This window comes from Facklamia languida CCUG 37842 (genome assembly GCF_000245795.1).
In the GTDB taxonomy this organism is placed as follows: domain Bacteria; phylum Bacillota; class Bacilli; order Lactobacillales; family Aerococcaceae; genus Facklamia; species Facklamia languida.
Genome location: NZ_JH601133.1, coordinates 206051 through 221489, shown reverse-complemented (window position 1 = coordinate 221489; position 15439 = coordinate 206051). Strand labels below are relative to the sequence as shown.

Annotated in this window: 14 protein-coding genes and 1 other RNA gene; 11 read left to right on the top strand and 4 right to left on the bottom strand. The window is 43.4% G+C overall.

The annotated features are described in order from the left end of the window. Positions 1–47: 47 nt before the first annotated feature. Positions 48–1250 (top strand): acetate/propionate family kinase, encoded by a 1203-nt coding sequence (locus HMPREF9708_RS00955; protein ID WP_006308074.1) that lies wholly within the window; start codon positions 48–50, stop codon positions 1248–1250. A gap of 389 nt (positions 1251–1639) precedes the next feature. Further along, complete coding sequence (gene pyrR / locus HMPREF9708_RS00950; RefSeq protein ID WP_006308073.1) at positions 1640–2179, top strand: bifunctional pyr operon transcriptional regulator/uracil phosphoribosyltransferase PyrR; 540 nt, start codon at positions 1640–1642, stop codon at positions 2177–2179. Here pyrR and HMPREF9708_RS00945 read toward each other — a convergent pair. From HMPREF9708_RS00945 to HMPREF9708_RS00940, 3 genes are all read right to left on the bottom strand, one after another. Then, entirely contained in the window at positions 2163–2453 is a 291-nt protein-coding gene (locus tag HMPREF9708_RS00945; protein WP_006308072.1) for a hypothetical protein, read from the bottom strand. The two genes, pyrR and HMPREF9708_RS00945, sit on opposite strands and share 17 nt — an antisense overlap. A 94-nt stretch (positions 2454–2547) precedes the next feature. Continuing rightward, positions 2548–2729: non-coding RNA, 6S RNA (gene ssrS, locus HMPREF9708_RS07975), on the bottom strand. A 69-nt stretch (positions 2730–2798) separates the two neighbouring features. After that, positions 2799–4082: a replication-associated recombination protein A gene (locus HMPREF9708_RS00940; protein ID WP_006308071.1), complete on the bottom strand. Its 1284-nt coding sequence runs from the start codon at positions 4080–4082 to the stop codon at positions 2799–2801. A gap of 129 nt (positions 4083–4211) precedes the next feature. Here HMPREF9708_RS00940 and HMPREF9708_RS00935 point away from each other — a divergent pair, with 129 nt between their 5' ends. From HMPREF9708_RS00935 to recD2, 5 genes are all read left to right on the top strand, one after another. Further along, the gene (locus tag HMPREF9708_RS00935) at positions 4212–5354 is read left to right on the top strand and encodes a cysteine desulfurase family protein (RefSeq protein WP_006308070.1); all 1143 of its coding nucleotides are present in this window, start codon (positions 4212–4214) and stop codon (positions 5352–5354) included. Between the two features lie 123 nt (positions 5355–5477). Then, a complete protein-coding gene (locus HMPREF9708_RS00930; protein ID WP_006308069.1) occupies positions 5478–5813 on the top strand; it encodes a hypothetical protein in 336 nt (111 codons plus the stop codon). A gap of 89 nt (positions 5814–5902) precedes the next feature. Then, complete coding sequence (gene mnmA / locus HMPREF9708_RS00925) at positions 5903–7045, top strand: tRNA 2-thiouridine(34) synthase MnmA (protein ID WP_006308068.1); 1143 nt, start codon at positions 5903–5905, stop codon at positions 7043–7045. Between the two features lie 27 nt (positions 7046–7072). Next, positions 7073–7384, top strand: a complete 312-nt coding sequence (locus HMPREF9708_RS00920; protein ID WP_006308067.1) for a DUF3784 domain-containing protein — start codon at positions 7073–7075, stop codon at positions 7382–7384. 139 nt (positions 7385–7523) lie between these two features. Then, on the top strand, positions 7524–9974 hold the full coding sequence (recD2, locus tag HMPREF9708_RS00915; protein WP_006308066.1) for an SF1B family DNA helicase RecD2: 2451 nt from the start codon (positions 7524–7526) through the stop codon (positions 9972–9974). Positions 9975–9985: 11 nt separating this feature from the next. On the opposite strand, the gene HMPREF9708_RS00910 is transcribed toward recD2, so the two are convergent. After that, positions 9986–10930, bottom strand: coding sequence for a diacylglycerol/lipid kinase family protein (locus tag HMPREF9708_RS00910; protein WP_006308065.1), 945 nt, complete (start codon positions 10928–10930; stop codon positions 9986–9988). A gap of 663 nt (positions 10931–11593) precedes the next feature. On the opposite strand from HMPREF9708_RS00910, the gene alaS reads away from it, so the two are divergent. From alaS to HMPREF9708_RS00890, 4 genes are all read left to right on the top strand, one after another. Next, positions 11594–14239, top strand: a complete 2646-nt coding sequence (gene alaS / locus HMPREF9708_RS00905) for an alanine--tRNA ligase (protein WP_006308064.1) — start codon at positions 11594–11596, stop codon at positions 14237–14239. A 93-nt stretch (positions 14240–14332) separates the two neighbouring features. Beyond that, positions 14333–14593, top strand: coding sequence for an IreB family regulatory phosphoprotein (locus HMPREF9708_RS00900; protein ID WP_040447697.1), 261 nt, complete (start codon positions 14333–14335; stop codon positions 14591–14593). A gap of 2 nt (positions 14594–14595) precedes the next feature. Further along, positions 14596–15030 carry a Holliday junction resolvase RuvX gene (gene ruvX / locus HMPREF9708_RS00895; RefSeq protein ID WP_006308062.1) on the top strand — a complete coding sequence of 145 codons (435 nt, stop codon included), beginning with the start codon at positions 14596–14598 and terminating at the stop codon, positions 15028–15030. A gap of 10 nt (positions 15031–15040) precedes the next feature. After that, on the top strand, positions 15041–15358 hold the full coding sequence (locus tag HMPREF9708_RS00890; protein WP_006308061.1) for a DUF1292 domain-containing protein: 318 nt from the start codon (positions 15041–15043) through the stop codon (positions 15356–15358). The last annotated feature ends 81 nt before the right edge of the window (positions 15359–15439 follow it).

Sequence of the window (15439 nt, the reverse complement as noted above, 5' to 3'; positions counted from 1 at the left end):
TGATATACTGAAGCTATATGAACAAATAAGAAATGGGGTAATTGTAAATGGCAAAAACAATGGCGATTAACGCTGGATCTTCAAGCTTGAAATTTCAAATTATTGAAATGCCAGAAGAAAAAGTACTTTCTAAGGGCTTAGTCGAACGGATTGGTCTAGAAGAATCAAATCTTGAGATTAAATATACTGACGCTGAGGGAACGGATCAAAAGTTTACTTTACAAGAAGGAATTCCAGATCATAAGCGGGCAGTTGAATTACTCTTCACCAACCTACTCGATTTAGGTGTCATTGAGAGCTTTGAAGAGATCACAGGTGTGGGCCATCGGATTGTAGCGGGTGGTGAGCTATTTAAAGAATCAACGCTTGTTGATGAAGATGTGATCAAGAACATTGAAGCCCTAGGTGAATTTGCGCCACTTCACAACCCAGCTGAAGCCGTTGTGATTCGTGAGTTTCAAGAGAAGTTACCTCATGCCGCGATGGTTGCGGTCTTTGATACTTCTTTCCATACTTCTATGCCTGCTGAGAACTATATGTACAGTGTTCCTTATGAATACTATGAGAATTATTCTGTTCGTAAGTATGGTGCTCATGGAACCAGTCACCAATTTGTTGCAAAACGTGCAGCTGAGTTGGTTGGCAAGCCAATTGAAGACTTGAAGATTATTACGTGCCATTTAGGTAACGGTGCTTCAATTACAGCCGTTCAAAATGGACAATCCCTTGATACCTCAATGGGATTCACACCTTTAGCAGGATTGACCATGGGAACTCGAGTGGGGGATATCGATGCTTCTGCTATTCCTTATATTATGGATAAGGCTGGCGTATCCGATATCAATGAAATGATTAACATCTTCAACAAGAAATCAGGACTCCTCGGTGTGTCAGGTGTATCAAGCGATATGCGGGATGTGGAAGTAGCAGCTGAAGAAGGAAATGAACGGGCGCAATTAGCCTTGGATATCTTCCACAACCGGGTCATTAAGTATATCGGTCAGTATGTTGCGATTATGAATGGGGTAGACGTGATTGTCTTCACGGCAGGTATCGGAGAGAACTCTAAAGAAACCCGCGAAATCGTCATGTCTAACTTTGCTTATATCGGAGCTAAGGTAGATCCTGAGCGTAATGATACACGTAAGGAAGCCATCATTTCAGCGGATGATTCAGAAGTGACCATTATTAATATTCCTACTAACGAAGAGATTGCTATTGCGCGTGACGTAGAGCGGTTAAAAAAATAATTTAATCAAGATCAACCTGGAGCCCTGAGCTCCAGGTTTTTTAATCGCTTTTTGTATAATCGATCAAACCGGCAGCGAGTAGAGTGGTAGCTGACGATTGAGCTGAGGACTGTGTTCAATGACAAGCAAGCGTGTCGTCAGAGATTAGCTACCAGTTGCTAAGAAAGACTTCTGATCAGGTTGAATGGGTAGTTTGGTGCTGATCAAGGGATAGAAGTGATCGATCAGGGGCAGTCGGCTACACCAGACCAAGGAGAACCAATTATAAGGAATGGAAGCGAATGATAAAAAAAGAGCGGGTCAATCACGACATGGTTGTATATTAAATTCTAGCTTTCACAAGGGATAATCGTTAAAATAACAAGTAAATAAGGAAAGGATGGGACTCAATGGAGAATCAATTATTAGATGGTCCAGCAATCGATCGGACCCTCAAACGGATGGCCCATGAAATTGTTGAACGTAATCCTAAAGTGAAGGACATTGTCCTCATTGGCATAAGGACGCGGGGGATCAACCTCTCACAACGCCTCGCGGACAAGATTGGCTTGATTGAGGGCAGTCAGGTGCCAGTTGAAAGTCTAGATATTTCTTTTTACCGTGATGATTTATCCTATAAATATGACTCCAAAATGCCAAAAGTCCAGCCTCCTCACTTTGAACAAGATCTAACCGGTAAGGTAGTGGTTTTAGTTGATGATGTTCTCTATACTGGACGAACCATACGAGCAGGACTTGATGCGATCTTATCGCAAGCTCGACCTGCTAAGATTCAATTAGCTATTCTCGTTGACCGGGGGCATCGAGAGTTGCCGATCCGGGCAGACTTTGTGGGTAAGAATTTACCAACGTCTAAGACCGAAAAAATAGCCGTCAGACTTGAAGAAGTTGACGGCTCAGAAGAAGTGGTCATTATTCGTGATCGCTAGGGGGCTCTTGATTCAAAAGGGTATAGACTAAGAAAGCTATAAAGCCAATATAAATCAGAATGACGATCAGCCAGATCAGACTAGCGGTTCTTAATTGATAGTAAATGAGTGTAAAGCCCAGAAGAGCTAGTAAGAGAGTGGTAATGGCTATTAGGTGAATGAGTTTAGGTGTAGCCAGCTTAAAAAGTTTTAAGAGTGAGGCTTGGAAGAAAAAGAGATACAAGGCAAAAATCATGAGAATAGAAGGAAGAGCATAGAAGATAATGGGTAACATAGTCAGCCTCTTTTCGTTAAGATGGATTTAGTTTAGCGAAGACCAATCAAATAATCAATGAAAAAAGGGGGGTGGCTAATGCCAACCCCCTTGAAATATCTCCGAATTGTGCCGTATCAATAAAGCTAGGTTGAACCCGCTAGCTATCAGGTGGGTTCCCCACGAAATGTTCTGACTTCCACGTGCGATGGCTTGTCATTATCCTTCGATTATAGGATCCCTTCATTAAAATGTTCGGTCAACACAGTAAATATTTCTCGAACACATCAGATCTATTTCTTATGGTCTTATTATAGCATGCTATTCGAGGATTTCAAGTATTTAGCTAAAAAAATGTAAGTGATTTCATTCTTTTTTATTTCGAAAGGCCTCTTTTAAGTTGTGGTAATAGTCTGCGATCGCTTGCTCGTACTTACTAGTGGGATCAGGTTTAAAATACTGGCGGTCCTTAATCGGGTCTGGTAAATACTGTTGTGCGACAAAGTGATGAGGATGGTCATGGGGGTAGCGATAGGTGGCGCCATGCTTAAGCTGGTTGGCACCTTGATAATGACTGTCTTTGAGATGGTTGGGTACGGCTCCAGTATGGCCAGCACTAATATCCGCCATTGCGCGGTTAATGGCCTGATAACTGGTATTTGATTTAGGGCTTAATGCCAGGTCCGCAGTAGCAAAGGCGAGTGGAATCCGAGCTTCGGGTAGGCCTAATTGCTGTGCTGCGTCAACTGCTGCAACTGTTCGTTGAGTGGCTTGAGGATTACCGAAGCCAATATCTTCATATGCAATGACCAAGAGTCGCCGACAGGCGATCGTCAACTCACCTGCTTCCAGTAGCACAGCGAGGTAGTATAAGCTGGCATCGACATCCGATCCTCGAATGGATTTTTGCAGGGCAGAAATAACGTCATAATGCGCATCGCCATCTTTGTCATGAGTCAAACGTTTATGTTGGAGACATTCTTCAGCAATCTCAGTTGTAATTTCAATCTCACCTGCTGGATTAGGATCGGTGGATAAGACAGCTAATTCTAAGGCGTTGAGAGCTGACCGGATATCGCCGTTGGTTGTGTGGGCAAAATGATTCAAGGTCTCCTCGTCGATTTTAACCTGGTATTTGCCTAAGCCTCGTGAGCGATCTTCCAGGGCACGTTTTAGACCTATTTTAATTTGGTCTGGATCCAAGGGATAGACTTGAAAAATTTGGGCTCTCGAGCGAATCGCAGGATTAATGGCAATATAGGGGTTTTCGGTGGTGGCTCCGATCAAGATGATACGGCCATTTTCAAGGTGGGGGAGGAGGTAGTCTTGCTTTACTTTATTTAAGCGATGGATCTCATCCAGGAGGAGGATCACACTGCCGGACATCTTAGCTTCTTCAACGACGACTTCAAGGTCTTTCTTGGCATCGGTTGCCGCATTCAGCTGACGAAAGGCATAATGGGTAGACCCAGCAATCGCAGAGGCAATCGAGGTCTTACCCGTACCTGGGGGACCATAAAGGATCATCGATCTCAAGCGTTTAGCTGTGACCATACGGCGAATAATCTTATCAGGACCGACTAAGTGGTCCTGACCTAGAATTTGATCAATATCGGTCGGCCGCATTCGATAGGCAAGAGGTTGGATCATAAGTCGACTTCCTTTCAATAGATTGTTTTCATTTTAGCACAAGTTATCACTCTCTGCTTACAAGATCAATAAAATAAGGTATAATATGAAGAGTTTAAAGTGACAAGTCATGATTAAGAAGGGTGAGAAATGATTTATTTAGATTATGCGGCCACAACGCCAGTTGATCAACAAGTTCAGAAGGTTATTTGCCAAGCCTTAGATCAGAGTTTTGCCAATCCTTCTGCGGGTTATCGACTCGGAAAGTCAGTCAAGCATCAGCTGATGATGGCGCGTCAACGAATGAAGGAACTATTGAACCTTAATAAGGATGCAGAAATTTACTTTACCTCATGCTCAACAGAAGCGATCAATTGGGCCTTAAAATCACAAGCTTATCAGGCGCGTGAATTAGGGCTTGGGAATCAGATTGTCACCACAACGATCGAGCATTCTGCCGTGATGCGGACCTTGGAGGATTTGGCAGATCATGGTTTTGAGGTTGTCTACTTGGATCCAGATGACCAAGGACAGTTTCACCTTGACCAATTTATTCAAGCAACGACCGACCAAACGATTGGGTGGACAGTCATGGCCGTCAATAATGAAATGGGGTCGATCTTACCCATCCATGAATTAGGCGCTTATGCCAAAGAAAAAGGATTCTGGTTCCATGTCGATGCAACTCAAGCAATTGGCTATCAAAAGACTGATTTTGACCACCTCCCCTGTACCTCTTTTTCGGGTTCGGGTCATAAGTTCTATGCCCCTAAGGGAATCGGTTTTTTAGTCTATCAACCCTGGCGTGAAGAGATGACACTTCATCCACTGCTTCGTGGGGGAGGTCAAGAGTATGGCTTGCGATCCGGAACGGAGAATCTTCCTTATATCCTTGGAATGGTTAAGGCACTCGAGTTAATCGTTGAAGAACGGGACACTTTAATCGATCACTTTGATAGGTTAAGTCAATATTTTATTCAGAAACTGAACGATTCTGGAATCGACTATCAATTGAATGGGGATCACCACCATCATAACCATCGGATTCACAATATCTGGTTTAAAGGTCACTTGGCTAGCCAAGTCTTAATTCAATTGGACCTGGAAGAGATCTATATTTCGGCGGGGTCTGCTTGTTCAGCTGGTTCTGTCAAGCCGAGCCGGGTCCTTAAAGCTTATTATCCTGACCAAGAGGCCTTATGGGGCGAGAGCTTGCGGATTTCTTTTGGCAAATCAACTAGCACTTTAGAAATCGATCAATTGGTTCAAGCACTTCAGAAAATCAATAGATAAAAAGCGCTTACAAAAAATCTTGTCTATCAACTTGAAACCTTGTATAATAAGACTGCAATAAGTAATTTATATAAACACGGACTCATTACTTAATAACTTTTAGAAAGTAAAGGAGAATGAAGGATGGCATTCGTAGAACAAGCGAAACTCGCGGGTTTTGACCGTGTCTTTAAGGTCAGCCCAAATTGTAAGCCGTATACACTGCGGGATAACGGCTTTGTTGAAACTAAGGGAGGAAATTACCTCTATAAGCGTGAATTAAAATCAACGCATCGCTCTGGCTTAGTCTTAAAAGTAACAGTTGATCATGAGATTGAGGTTTTGAAAATTTCACTGGTAACAAGTAATGGCTTGCAGACAGTGAATGTTAATAATCTTGCCAACAATGAAATGGTTAAAGAAAAGATCAATTTTATCTTTGATGGCTTCATTGACAGAAATGTACTGGTTGAGTTATAATGGTGGTCACTTTAAGATGAACGAACTTTCCGGGTGGGAGGTTCGTTTTTATTCATTAGCCAATGAATCACTTCAGAAAGGATGATCAGATGACAAGACAAGAAGATAATTCAAAAATCCGTGTTGTGGTGGGGATGTCAGGTGGGGTCGACTCTTCCGTAGCAGCCTTACTTTTGAAGCAAGCGGGTTATGATGTCGTGGGTCTCTTTATGAAGAATTGGGATGATACAGATGAGCGGGGCGTTTGCACAGCAACCCAAGATTACGAAGATGTGGCCCTAGTAGCAGAGAAGATAGGTATTCCTTACTATTCGGTCAACTTTGAGAAGGAATATTGGGATCGGGTCTTTGAGTATTTCTTAGCGGAGTACCGCAAGGGTCGGACACCAAATCCGGATGTTATGTGTAATAAGGAAATTAAGTTTAAAGCCTTTTTGGATTATGCCATGGACTTAGGGGCCGATTATGTGGCGATGGGTCACTATGCCCAAGTGATGAAGGATGAACAAGGGGTGGTTCATCTTTTAAGAGGGGCCGATTCCAACAAGGACCAGACCTACTTCCTGAGTCAGTTGAATCAAGCACAATTAAAGAAGACCCTCTTCCCCTTAGGACACCTGCAAAAAGCCCAAGTGCGTCAAATAGCTGAAGAAGCGGGTCTAGCTACTGCTCATAAGAAAGACTCAACAGGCGTTTGCTTTATTGGAGAGCGCAAATTCAATGACTTCCTTTCCCATTATTTACCCAACCAACCGGGTCCAATGAAGACATTAGCTGGTGAAGTGAAGGGTCAACACATGGGCCTCATGTACTACACGATCGGTCAACGTCATGGCCTAGGTATCGGTGGATCGACTGGGTCGGATGGGTCGAATGAACCGTGGTTCGTGATTGGCAAAGATCAGACAAGCTCTACCCTCTATGTGGGTCAAGGCTTCCACCATGAGAATTTATATTCCGATTATCTTGAAGCTTCGGATCTTTCCTTTACACATGACTTGATTGAGGATCTGGAATTTGAATGTACAGTGAAGTTTCGCTACCGTCAGGAAGATGTCCCAGCGAAAGTCACTTTATCGCAAGACCGTCAAACTTGCCGAGTCGACTTTTTTGAGCCAGCGCGGGCTGTGACACCGGGTCAAGCTCTTGTCTTCTATCAAGGTGAGGAATGTTTGGGGGGCGGCTTTATTGATGCATGCTATAAGGATGGTGTAAAGCGCCAGTATGTTTAAGCGAAAGGTCTGATTGGAGGCGTCATTATGGAACAATTTGTTGTGTGGGTGATTGGCTTAATCTTAATCCTGGTGGGTGGCTTAATATGGGGTAAACAAAAAATCCACTTGATCCATGATTACCACCATGGTCATGTTAGAGAGCAAGACATTCCTGCTTACACGCGCCAGATGGGCCAAGGGATTATGATGATGGGACTGGCCTGTCTATTAGTAGGGGTCTTCACCTGTCTAGATCGGCAGAGTTTGCGATGGGGCCTCTTTTCAATTATTTTTTTGCTGGCGACGGTTCGCTTGTATCGGGCGCAAAAGAAGTATAATGGGGGCCTTTTCTCTTAAGATTTGCAGTTGGTTTGAATAGACCAACTGTTTTTTTGTTCCATGATGCATCTTTTGAACGTTTCCCTTCGCTATAAAATCAGGATTTATCAAGTGTGACCATTTTGCTATACTAGAAGGTATGAAAGTAGGTGAGATAATGGAGGAAGTGGTTATTTATGGTAAGGCCGTGGCGATTTATTTTGAGAATAATCGCAATTTTTATAAGGTGATTCGAATTGAAGTGGATCAGGAGCGCACTGATGTAATGGTTGAGGATGAGCTTGTTATCACTGGACAATTTGTCAGTATTCATTTGGATACGACCTACCAGTTCTTTGGACAGTGGACCCACCATCCCAAATATGGTCAACAATTCAGTGTGACGCATTACCAGAATATCCAACCGACCAGCCGTAAGGGTATGATCGACTACTTATCAAGTCACCGTTTTAAGGGAATTGGGGTCAAGACGGCTACTGCCATTATGGATACCTTAGGCGATCAAGCGCTCGATATCATACTTGAGGACCCACAGGCCTTAGATCGCGTCCCCGGACTCACTCGTAAGAAAGCCCAGAACTTACGACAACAGTTGATGCGTCATCAAGGGGCTGAGCGTATTTTTATGCAGCTGTCACAATGGGGCTTCTCACCGAATCTGGCTGATAAGATCTTCCATGTTTTTAAGGAAGAGACCTTGGATAAGATTAAGGACGATCCCTTCTGTTTAATTGAAGGCGTGGAAGGGATTGGCTTTTCTAAGGCGGATCAAATCGCAGCCCAATTAGGAGGGGATCCTGACGATCCTCGTCGGATCTGCGCAGCCCTGGTGAGTGTGGTTGGACAAATTGCGAGTGAGCGGGGAGACACCTACGTTACCAAGTCGGATGCCCTACAAGAGGCGAGAAACCTTCTCGAGAAGAGTCGGCCTCACTTGATTAGCGATGGTTTGTTGTTTCAAGGATTAGACATGGCCTTAATGGAAGACCTGCTATTAATCGTGGGTGAGGATCTCGTCCTCCCCTCAATCTTTTATGCCGAATATGGTTCCAGTAAGAAGATTAAAGAATTTATCGAGTTGGAAGAGATCGAGCGCTATCAGGATGAAGACTTGGAATTGGCGATCGATCAGTTACAAGCAGATATTGACATTATTTATGATGAAGACCAGCGTCGTGCTTTGAAGTTAGCTATGTCGTCACCAATGTCGATTATTACAGGAGGTCCTGGGACGGGGAAGACCACCTTAGTGCGTGGGTTGATTCATCTCCATGCTCGTCTCAAGGGATATGATTTAGCGAGTCTTAGAATTGATAATTTTGATTCCCCCATTCGTTTGGCAGCTCCAACTGGCCGTGCAGCCAAGCGGATGCAGGAGGCCAGTCAGTTGCCTGCCACTACTATTCACCGCTTGATTGGATTTACTCGGGATTCCGAAATCGGATACTTTCAACCAGAGACCATAGAAGGTAGTTTATTGATTGTGGATGAGATGTCCATGGTGGATGTTTGGCTGATGAATTGGCTGTTAGAAGCCATCCCCTATGACATGCAGGTGGTGTTTGTCGGGGATAAGGACCAATTGCCTTCGGTTGGACCGGGAAAGGTTTTTGCTGATATGATTGAATCACAAGTCTTGTCTACTATTTCCCTCCATCGTATTTACCGTCAAGCCAAGGATTCATCGATTATTCGCCTGGCCCATGATGTTCGTCAAGGGCGTTTGCCTGAAGATCTGCTGACGAAGCAAGCGGATCGATCCTTCATTCCTTGTCCGACTCACCAGATACCCCAGGCCATCCACCAAATTGTTAACAAAGCAATCGAGAAGGGGTATACCAGTCAGACTTTACAAGTCTTAGCGCCTATGTATAAGGGGCCGGCTGGGATCGATCAAATTAACCAGCTAATGCAAGCCATGCTCAACCCACCCAAGGCTCGAAAGAGAGAGTTAACTTATTTTGACCGGGTCTATCGAGTAGGGGATAAGGTCTTACAATTAGTCAATAATACTGAAGAAGGCGTCTATAATGGAGATGTGGGTCAGATTACGGCCATTTTAACAAGTAAGGAGACGGAGTCAAAGAGTGAAGAAGTGGTGGTGTCATTTGATGAAGTGGAGATTCACTATCAGAGAAGTGATCTAAACCAACTAACCCTCGCCTACTGCACATCGATTCATAAGGCTCAGGGAAGTGAATATGACCTCGTTATTCTCCCTCTGGTTAACCAATTTTCAAGAATGCTTCGACGAGATATCCTTTATACAGCTATTACACGTGCCAGTCAGTCCTTGATTCTTTTGGGAGATCCTCAAGCCTTTTATCAAGCAGCGACTCATCAACAAATCGATCGTAAGACCAATTTGCTGGATTTTCTGGGGCTGGTCTTTGAACAAAAAGTGTCGACCGACCAAGAGGCCCCTGGCTCCCGGTCTGAGCGGTCAGCCGTTGACTTATCAAGTGAGCAGGAGAACTTGCATGTGAGTCAAGATCCACCTCTACCATCTCTCGACCTGGATAATTTTTTGTCTTTAACGAATTATAGGCAAATTGATCCAATGATTGGTATGGAAGGGTTAACGCCTTTTGATTTTATGCCCAATTAAAAAAGCTACCCTTATTCTAAATAGAAAGGGTAGCGATTGATTTGGTGGTTGATATCAACTATGCGTTCAGGTAGAGTCTCGCCATCCATCTCAGACCGTAAAGTCTGATTTGACCGTACTGTGATCGTCTCACCGGTTAGTCTGGTGTAGTGGGATGAATGGACCTGTTGATGGGTGATAAGGGTTTGCCAGACGAGCAAGGGCAGCGCTCGCCATGAAAGATCATGGTAAATGATGCAGGCGAGTTGAGGAGATTGGCTAGTCTTTGGGCCAGGGTTCAATTGAATACCTCCGCCTAGGAAGGGATGGTTCATGACGGCCACCAGACCACATCGATTAAAGTGATGAACTTTTCCGTCTACTGTAATCTCACTCTCAAAGAGTTTAAGCCGATTAAAACTGAAAAAGACTCCCACTATATAGCTAAAGCGCGCTAATCCAAAGCGACCAAGGTGTGATTTTAACTGATATTTTTCAACACTATAGGTTACTTCTGCGTCAAAGCCGGTCCCAAAATTATTTACGAAGCAGCCATGATTGGTTAGAGTCTGATCTTGGTAGTTTCCAATTTTGATCTTCTGACAGTGGCGGTTTTGGACCATATTCATGATGATCGAAGCGGTTGATTGGTCCTTGAGGTGGGCTCTGGCAAAATCACTTCCAGTACCAGCAGGTAGATAGGTAATGGGGACCTCGCTCCCCATCTTGACCAGTTGGCTGACTGCGGCATTTAAGGTGCCATCCCCCCCAATGACTAAGAGCCGGTGGTGGTCTTCATTAAAATACTTTCGGATGATCATATCGATCAAATCGACAGTATGAGTCGCGTACTCACTCGGGTAGACAAGATAGGGGATATGTAGGCGATCGAGCTCATAACGTGCTTCTTTTAATTTTTGATGACCACGATTATGTCCGGATTGTCCATGACAGATGATATAAACTTTTTCAATCAAATGAAAAACCTCTTCCAAGTCTTAATCATGCAATCAGTATACGCTAAAAAGTAGGTGGTTCCAATACTTATTCCCAGTTTTGTTGGACGGGTGTCAATTAGAGTGAATCAGTATTTTGTTTTTTAGTATAAGAAAGGATTCATTTGATAAATCGATACCGATTCATTAAATGTAAACATCAATTAAACATTTATCGAATGGTCCGATTGAGAAATCTTATCGCTATGTTTAGAATTAAAATCATCCATCAATTCCTATTGGGATCATGATTTAATCAGATAAATTCTAATGCGTCCAATACGCATTCATTCATCTTAATCCTTTTTTGCTTTCTAGTAGAACTGAAACAAAAGAAAACAAGGCAGCCCAATACTTAACCAAATAAAAGTGGACGATCCGCTTTATTTAGACGTTGACCCTCTTGGTAAAAATTGATATATTGAACCAGTAGAGGATATGTTCAGTCACTGTAGAGAGATTGTAGATGGTGCAAGCAATCATGATTTGAATGCTCCCTCATACGGACTAGTCGAAAGACTGGGGTCATCCAGCCTTAATGGAACATTGAGAGATAACCAGGAGTTGTTATAAGTAAGGTGGTACCGTGTCTAAGCACCCTTACAAATAGCAGCTTCTTATTTTTATCTATAAAGGAGATTAACCATGCAAGCTTTAACCAGTAATCAAATTAGGCAAAAGTTTTTAGACTTCTGGCAATCAAAAGACCACCAAATTATTCCTTCTGCCTCTTTAATTCCAATTAATGACCCGAGTCTTTTGTGGATCAATTCAGGAGTTGCCGCGTTAAAGAAATTTATGGATGGGACAGAAGTTCCAGCGAATCCTAAGATTGCTAACAGCCAAAAATGTATTCGAACAAACGATATTGAGAATGTCGGAGTGACTGCTCGTCACCATACCCTTTTTGAGATGTTGGGGAACTGGTCAATTGGAGATTACTTTAAGAAAGAAGTAATCACCTGGGCTTGGGAATTCTTAACGAGTCCAGACTGGCTGGATATGGATCCTGACCGGCTTTATGTGACCTATTATCCGGAAGATGAAGAGACAAAAAGGGTCTGGCTTGAGGAATGCGGCTTGAGCGAAGATCACTTGATCCCAGAAGAAGGGAATTTTTGGGATATTGGTGCAGGGCCTTGTGGTCCGGATACCGAAATATTCTTCGACCGGGGTGAAGCCTATCAGAATCTAGCAGCCGATGACCCAGAGATGTATCCTGGGGGCGAAAATGAACGATACCTAGAAATTTGGAATCTTGTCTTTTCTCAGTATAACCATATGCCAGATGGCTCTTATCAACCCCTGCCTAATAAGAATGTTGATACGGGGATGGGCTTAGAGCGGATGGCTTCTGTCATGCAAGATACTCCGACAAACTTTGAGACTGACCTCTTTATGCCTATTATTGAGCAAATTGCGGGACTGACGACTAAGGAATATGGTGCAGATAATAAGGCGGATACCTCCTTCAAGGTGATTGCAGACCATATTCGTGCGGTTACTTTTGCAATAGCTGACGGGGCCTTGCCATCCAACGAAGGACGCGGTTATATCTTGCGACGTCTCATCCGTCGATCCATTATGCATGGTCGTAAACTAGGAATTAACCAGATCTTTATCGCAGATTTGGTGCCTATTGTAGTCCAGGTAATGGGAGGGTATTATCCTGAATTGGCAGAACAAAAAGACTTTGTGGAAGAAGTCTTGAAGAAAGAAGAGGAACGCTTCCATGAGACGATTGAAGAAGGGGAGAACCAGCTTCATAGGGCAATTCAGGACCTCAAGAATGAAAAAGCGCAAGAAATTTCAGGAGACTTGGCGTTTCAATTATATGATACCTTTGGATTCCCCTTGGAATTAACCCAAGAAATGGCTGAAGAAGAAGGTATGATTGTGGATATCGAAGGTTTTGAAGCCGCAATGAGCCAACAAAGAGAGAGGGCTCGTTCTGCTCGCTCGGATGAGTCTTCCATGGCTGTACAATCTGCTGTCCTTCAAACAATTGATTATGACTTCAATTTTGTTGGGCATGACCAATTAACAACCAACGCAACGATTCAATCGATTGTGGTTGATGACCAATTGGTCAAAACACTACCAGCTCATTCAAAAGGGATTATCTTCTTCAACCGTTCGCCATTCTATGCTGAAATGGGGGGGCAGATTGCAGATGATGGGGGCATCTACGATGGCGATCGCATGATCGCTGAAGTGGTGGATGTCAAGAAAGGCCCACATGGCCCCTTCATGCATTTTGTTCGGACTTTCGATGAAGCTTTGAGTCAGGGGCAATCGTATACCCTCACAGTAGATCGCCAGTCACGTCTGCGGACGAACCAGAATCATACAGCGACCCATCTTTTGCATCGGGCTTTGAAGGATGTAATAGGCGCTCATGCTAATCAAGCAGGTTCTTATGTTGGACCCGACCGATTACGGTTTGACTTTTCACATTTTGCTAAGGTAACGGACGAGGAATTACAACAGATCGAAAACTTGGTCAACTATTTTATCGAGAATGCCTTGAATGTTGAGATTGAAGAGATGCCAATTGAACAAGCGAAGGCAATGGGGGCGATGGCTCTCTTTGGTGAGAAGTATGGTGATGTTGTCCGGGTAGTGAACGTCGGCAATGAATCGATTGAATTATGTGGGGGTACCCATGTCAACAATTCAAATGAGATTGGAACCTTTAAATTACTTTCAGAAACAGGGATCGGAGCGGGAATCCGCCGGATTGAAGCCCTAACAGGTCAAGCAGCGATTGGCCATTACCAAGCCAATGAAAAGTTGTTGGAACAGGTTCAGCAAGAATTGAAAGTATCGCAAAAAGATCAGTTAGTCCATAAAGTCCAACAAATCCAAAAAGACTTGAAGACCGCTCAATCAGAAGTGGAGTCCCTGACAGCCAAATTAATGAAAGAGGCATCAGCTGAAATCTTCAAGAATGTCAAACTAGTGGATGATATCACCTATATTGCAACAAGTGTTGAGAATCAAAGTATGGATTCATTGAGGTCGCTAGGGGATACTTGGCAGTCTCAGGTAGCGTCAAATATTTTTGTAGTGGCTTCGCAAAATGAAGGTGCTGTATCCCTCTTGGTCTTGGTAGATGACCAGACTGTTGCGAAGGGGATTAAGGCAGGCGACTTAATTAAACCACTGGCAAAAATAATTGGTGGTGGCGGTGGTGGTCGTCCAACCATGGCTCAAGCTGGAGGAAAGAATCCAGCAGGAATTGGGCAAATGCTTGAGGCCGTTCCAGAAGAGATCCGTAAGCTAGCATAATTCAAGCAGAATGCGTCAAAATATGTTAAAATGCCAGTAGTAAGTGCTAAGCTTAGTCGCTTAGCAATCAAGAGAAAGGCTAGGTGAATGGAAATGCCATCATTAGATGAAACGATTTTATTTAAATTGGATGATTTAAATAAATATACAGTTCGTGAGAGCTTAGAAATTGTCTACAATGCCTTGGAAGAAAAGGGGTATGATCCAGTCAACCAGATTGTGGGCTACTTACTATCTGGAGACCCTGCGTATATTCCTCGCCACAAGGATGCCCGTAATTTAATTCGTCGCCATGAGCGGGATGAGATTGTTGAGAAATTAGTCGAGTACTATTTGACGCATAAGGAGTCCTAAATATGGTGCGGGCAAGTCGCGTCATGGGCCTGGATGTTGGATCTAAGACAGTCGGTGTGGCAGTCAGTGACCTGATGGGATGGACAGCTCAAGGTCTTGAAACTGTGCGGATTGATGAAGCTCAAGGAAATTATGGTTTTGACCGGATTGTAGAATTGGTCAAAGACCATGATGTTGACCGGATTGTGATTGGGTTACCCAAGAATATGGATAATAGTATTGGTCCGCGTGCTCAAGCAAGCTTAGATTATGGCCATAAACTTGAGAACCTGTTACCAGACTGTCAAATTATCTTCCAAGATGAGCGGTTATCGACTTCACAAGCAGAACGGATGTTAGTCGAAGAAGGAAATGTTTCGCGCAAGAAACGCAAGCAGGTGATTGATAAGTTGGCTGCCGTCATGATTTTACAAAGTTACTTAAACCTTAAGAGATAGGAGCTTAAATATGACACACGAACACGAACATGATCATGAACACGAAGAAGAATTAGATTACATTACGGTTGTGGACGAAGAAGGTAATGAATCTTTATATGAGATTTTATTCACATTTGAATCGGAAGACTTTAATAAGTCTTATGTCATTGTCTATCCGGCTGGTATGATTGATGAAGAAGAGGTTGAATTACAGGCCTACTCATATCAGGAGAATGAAGATGGAACGGCTGGCGAGCTGCAAGGGATTGAAAGTGAAGAAGAGTGGGATATGATTGATGAGGTATTAAATACCTTCTTAGATGATGAAGACAGTCCCTTAAATTAAAAAAGCGATCATAATAGGGTAGATGGGAGCAATAAACTTCCATCAACCCTTTTTTGCTTTTTACTGGCTCTTTTTCATAGC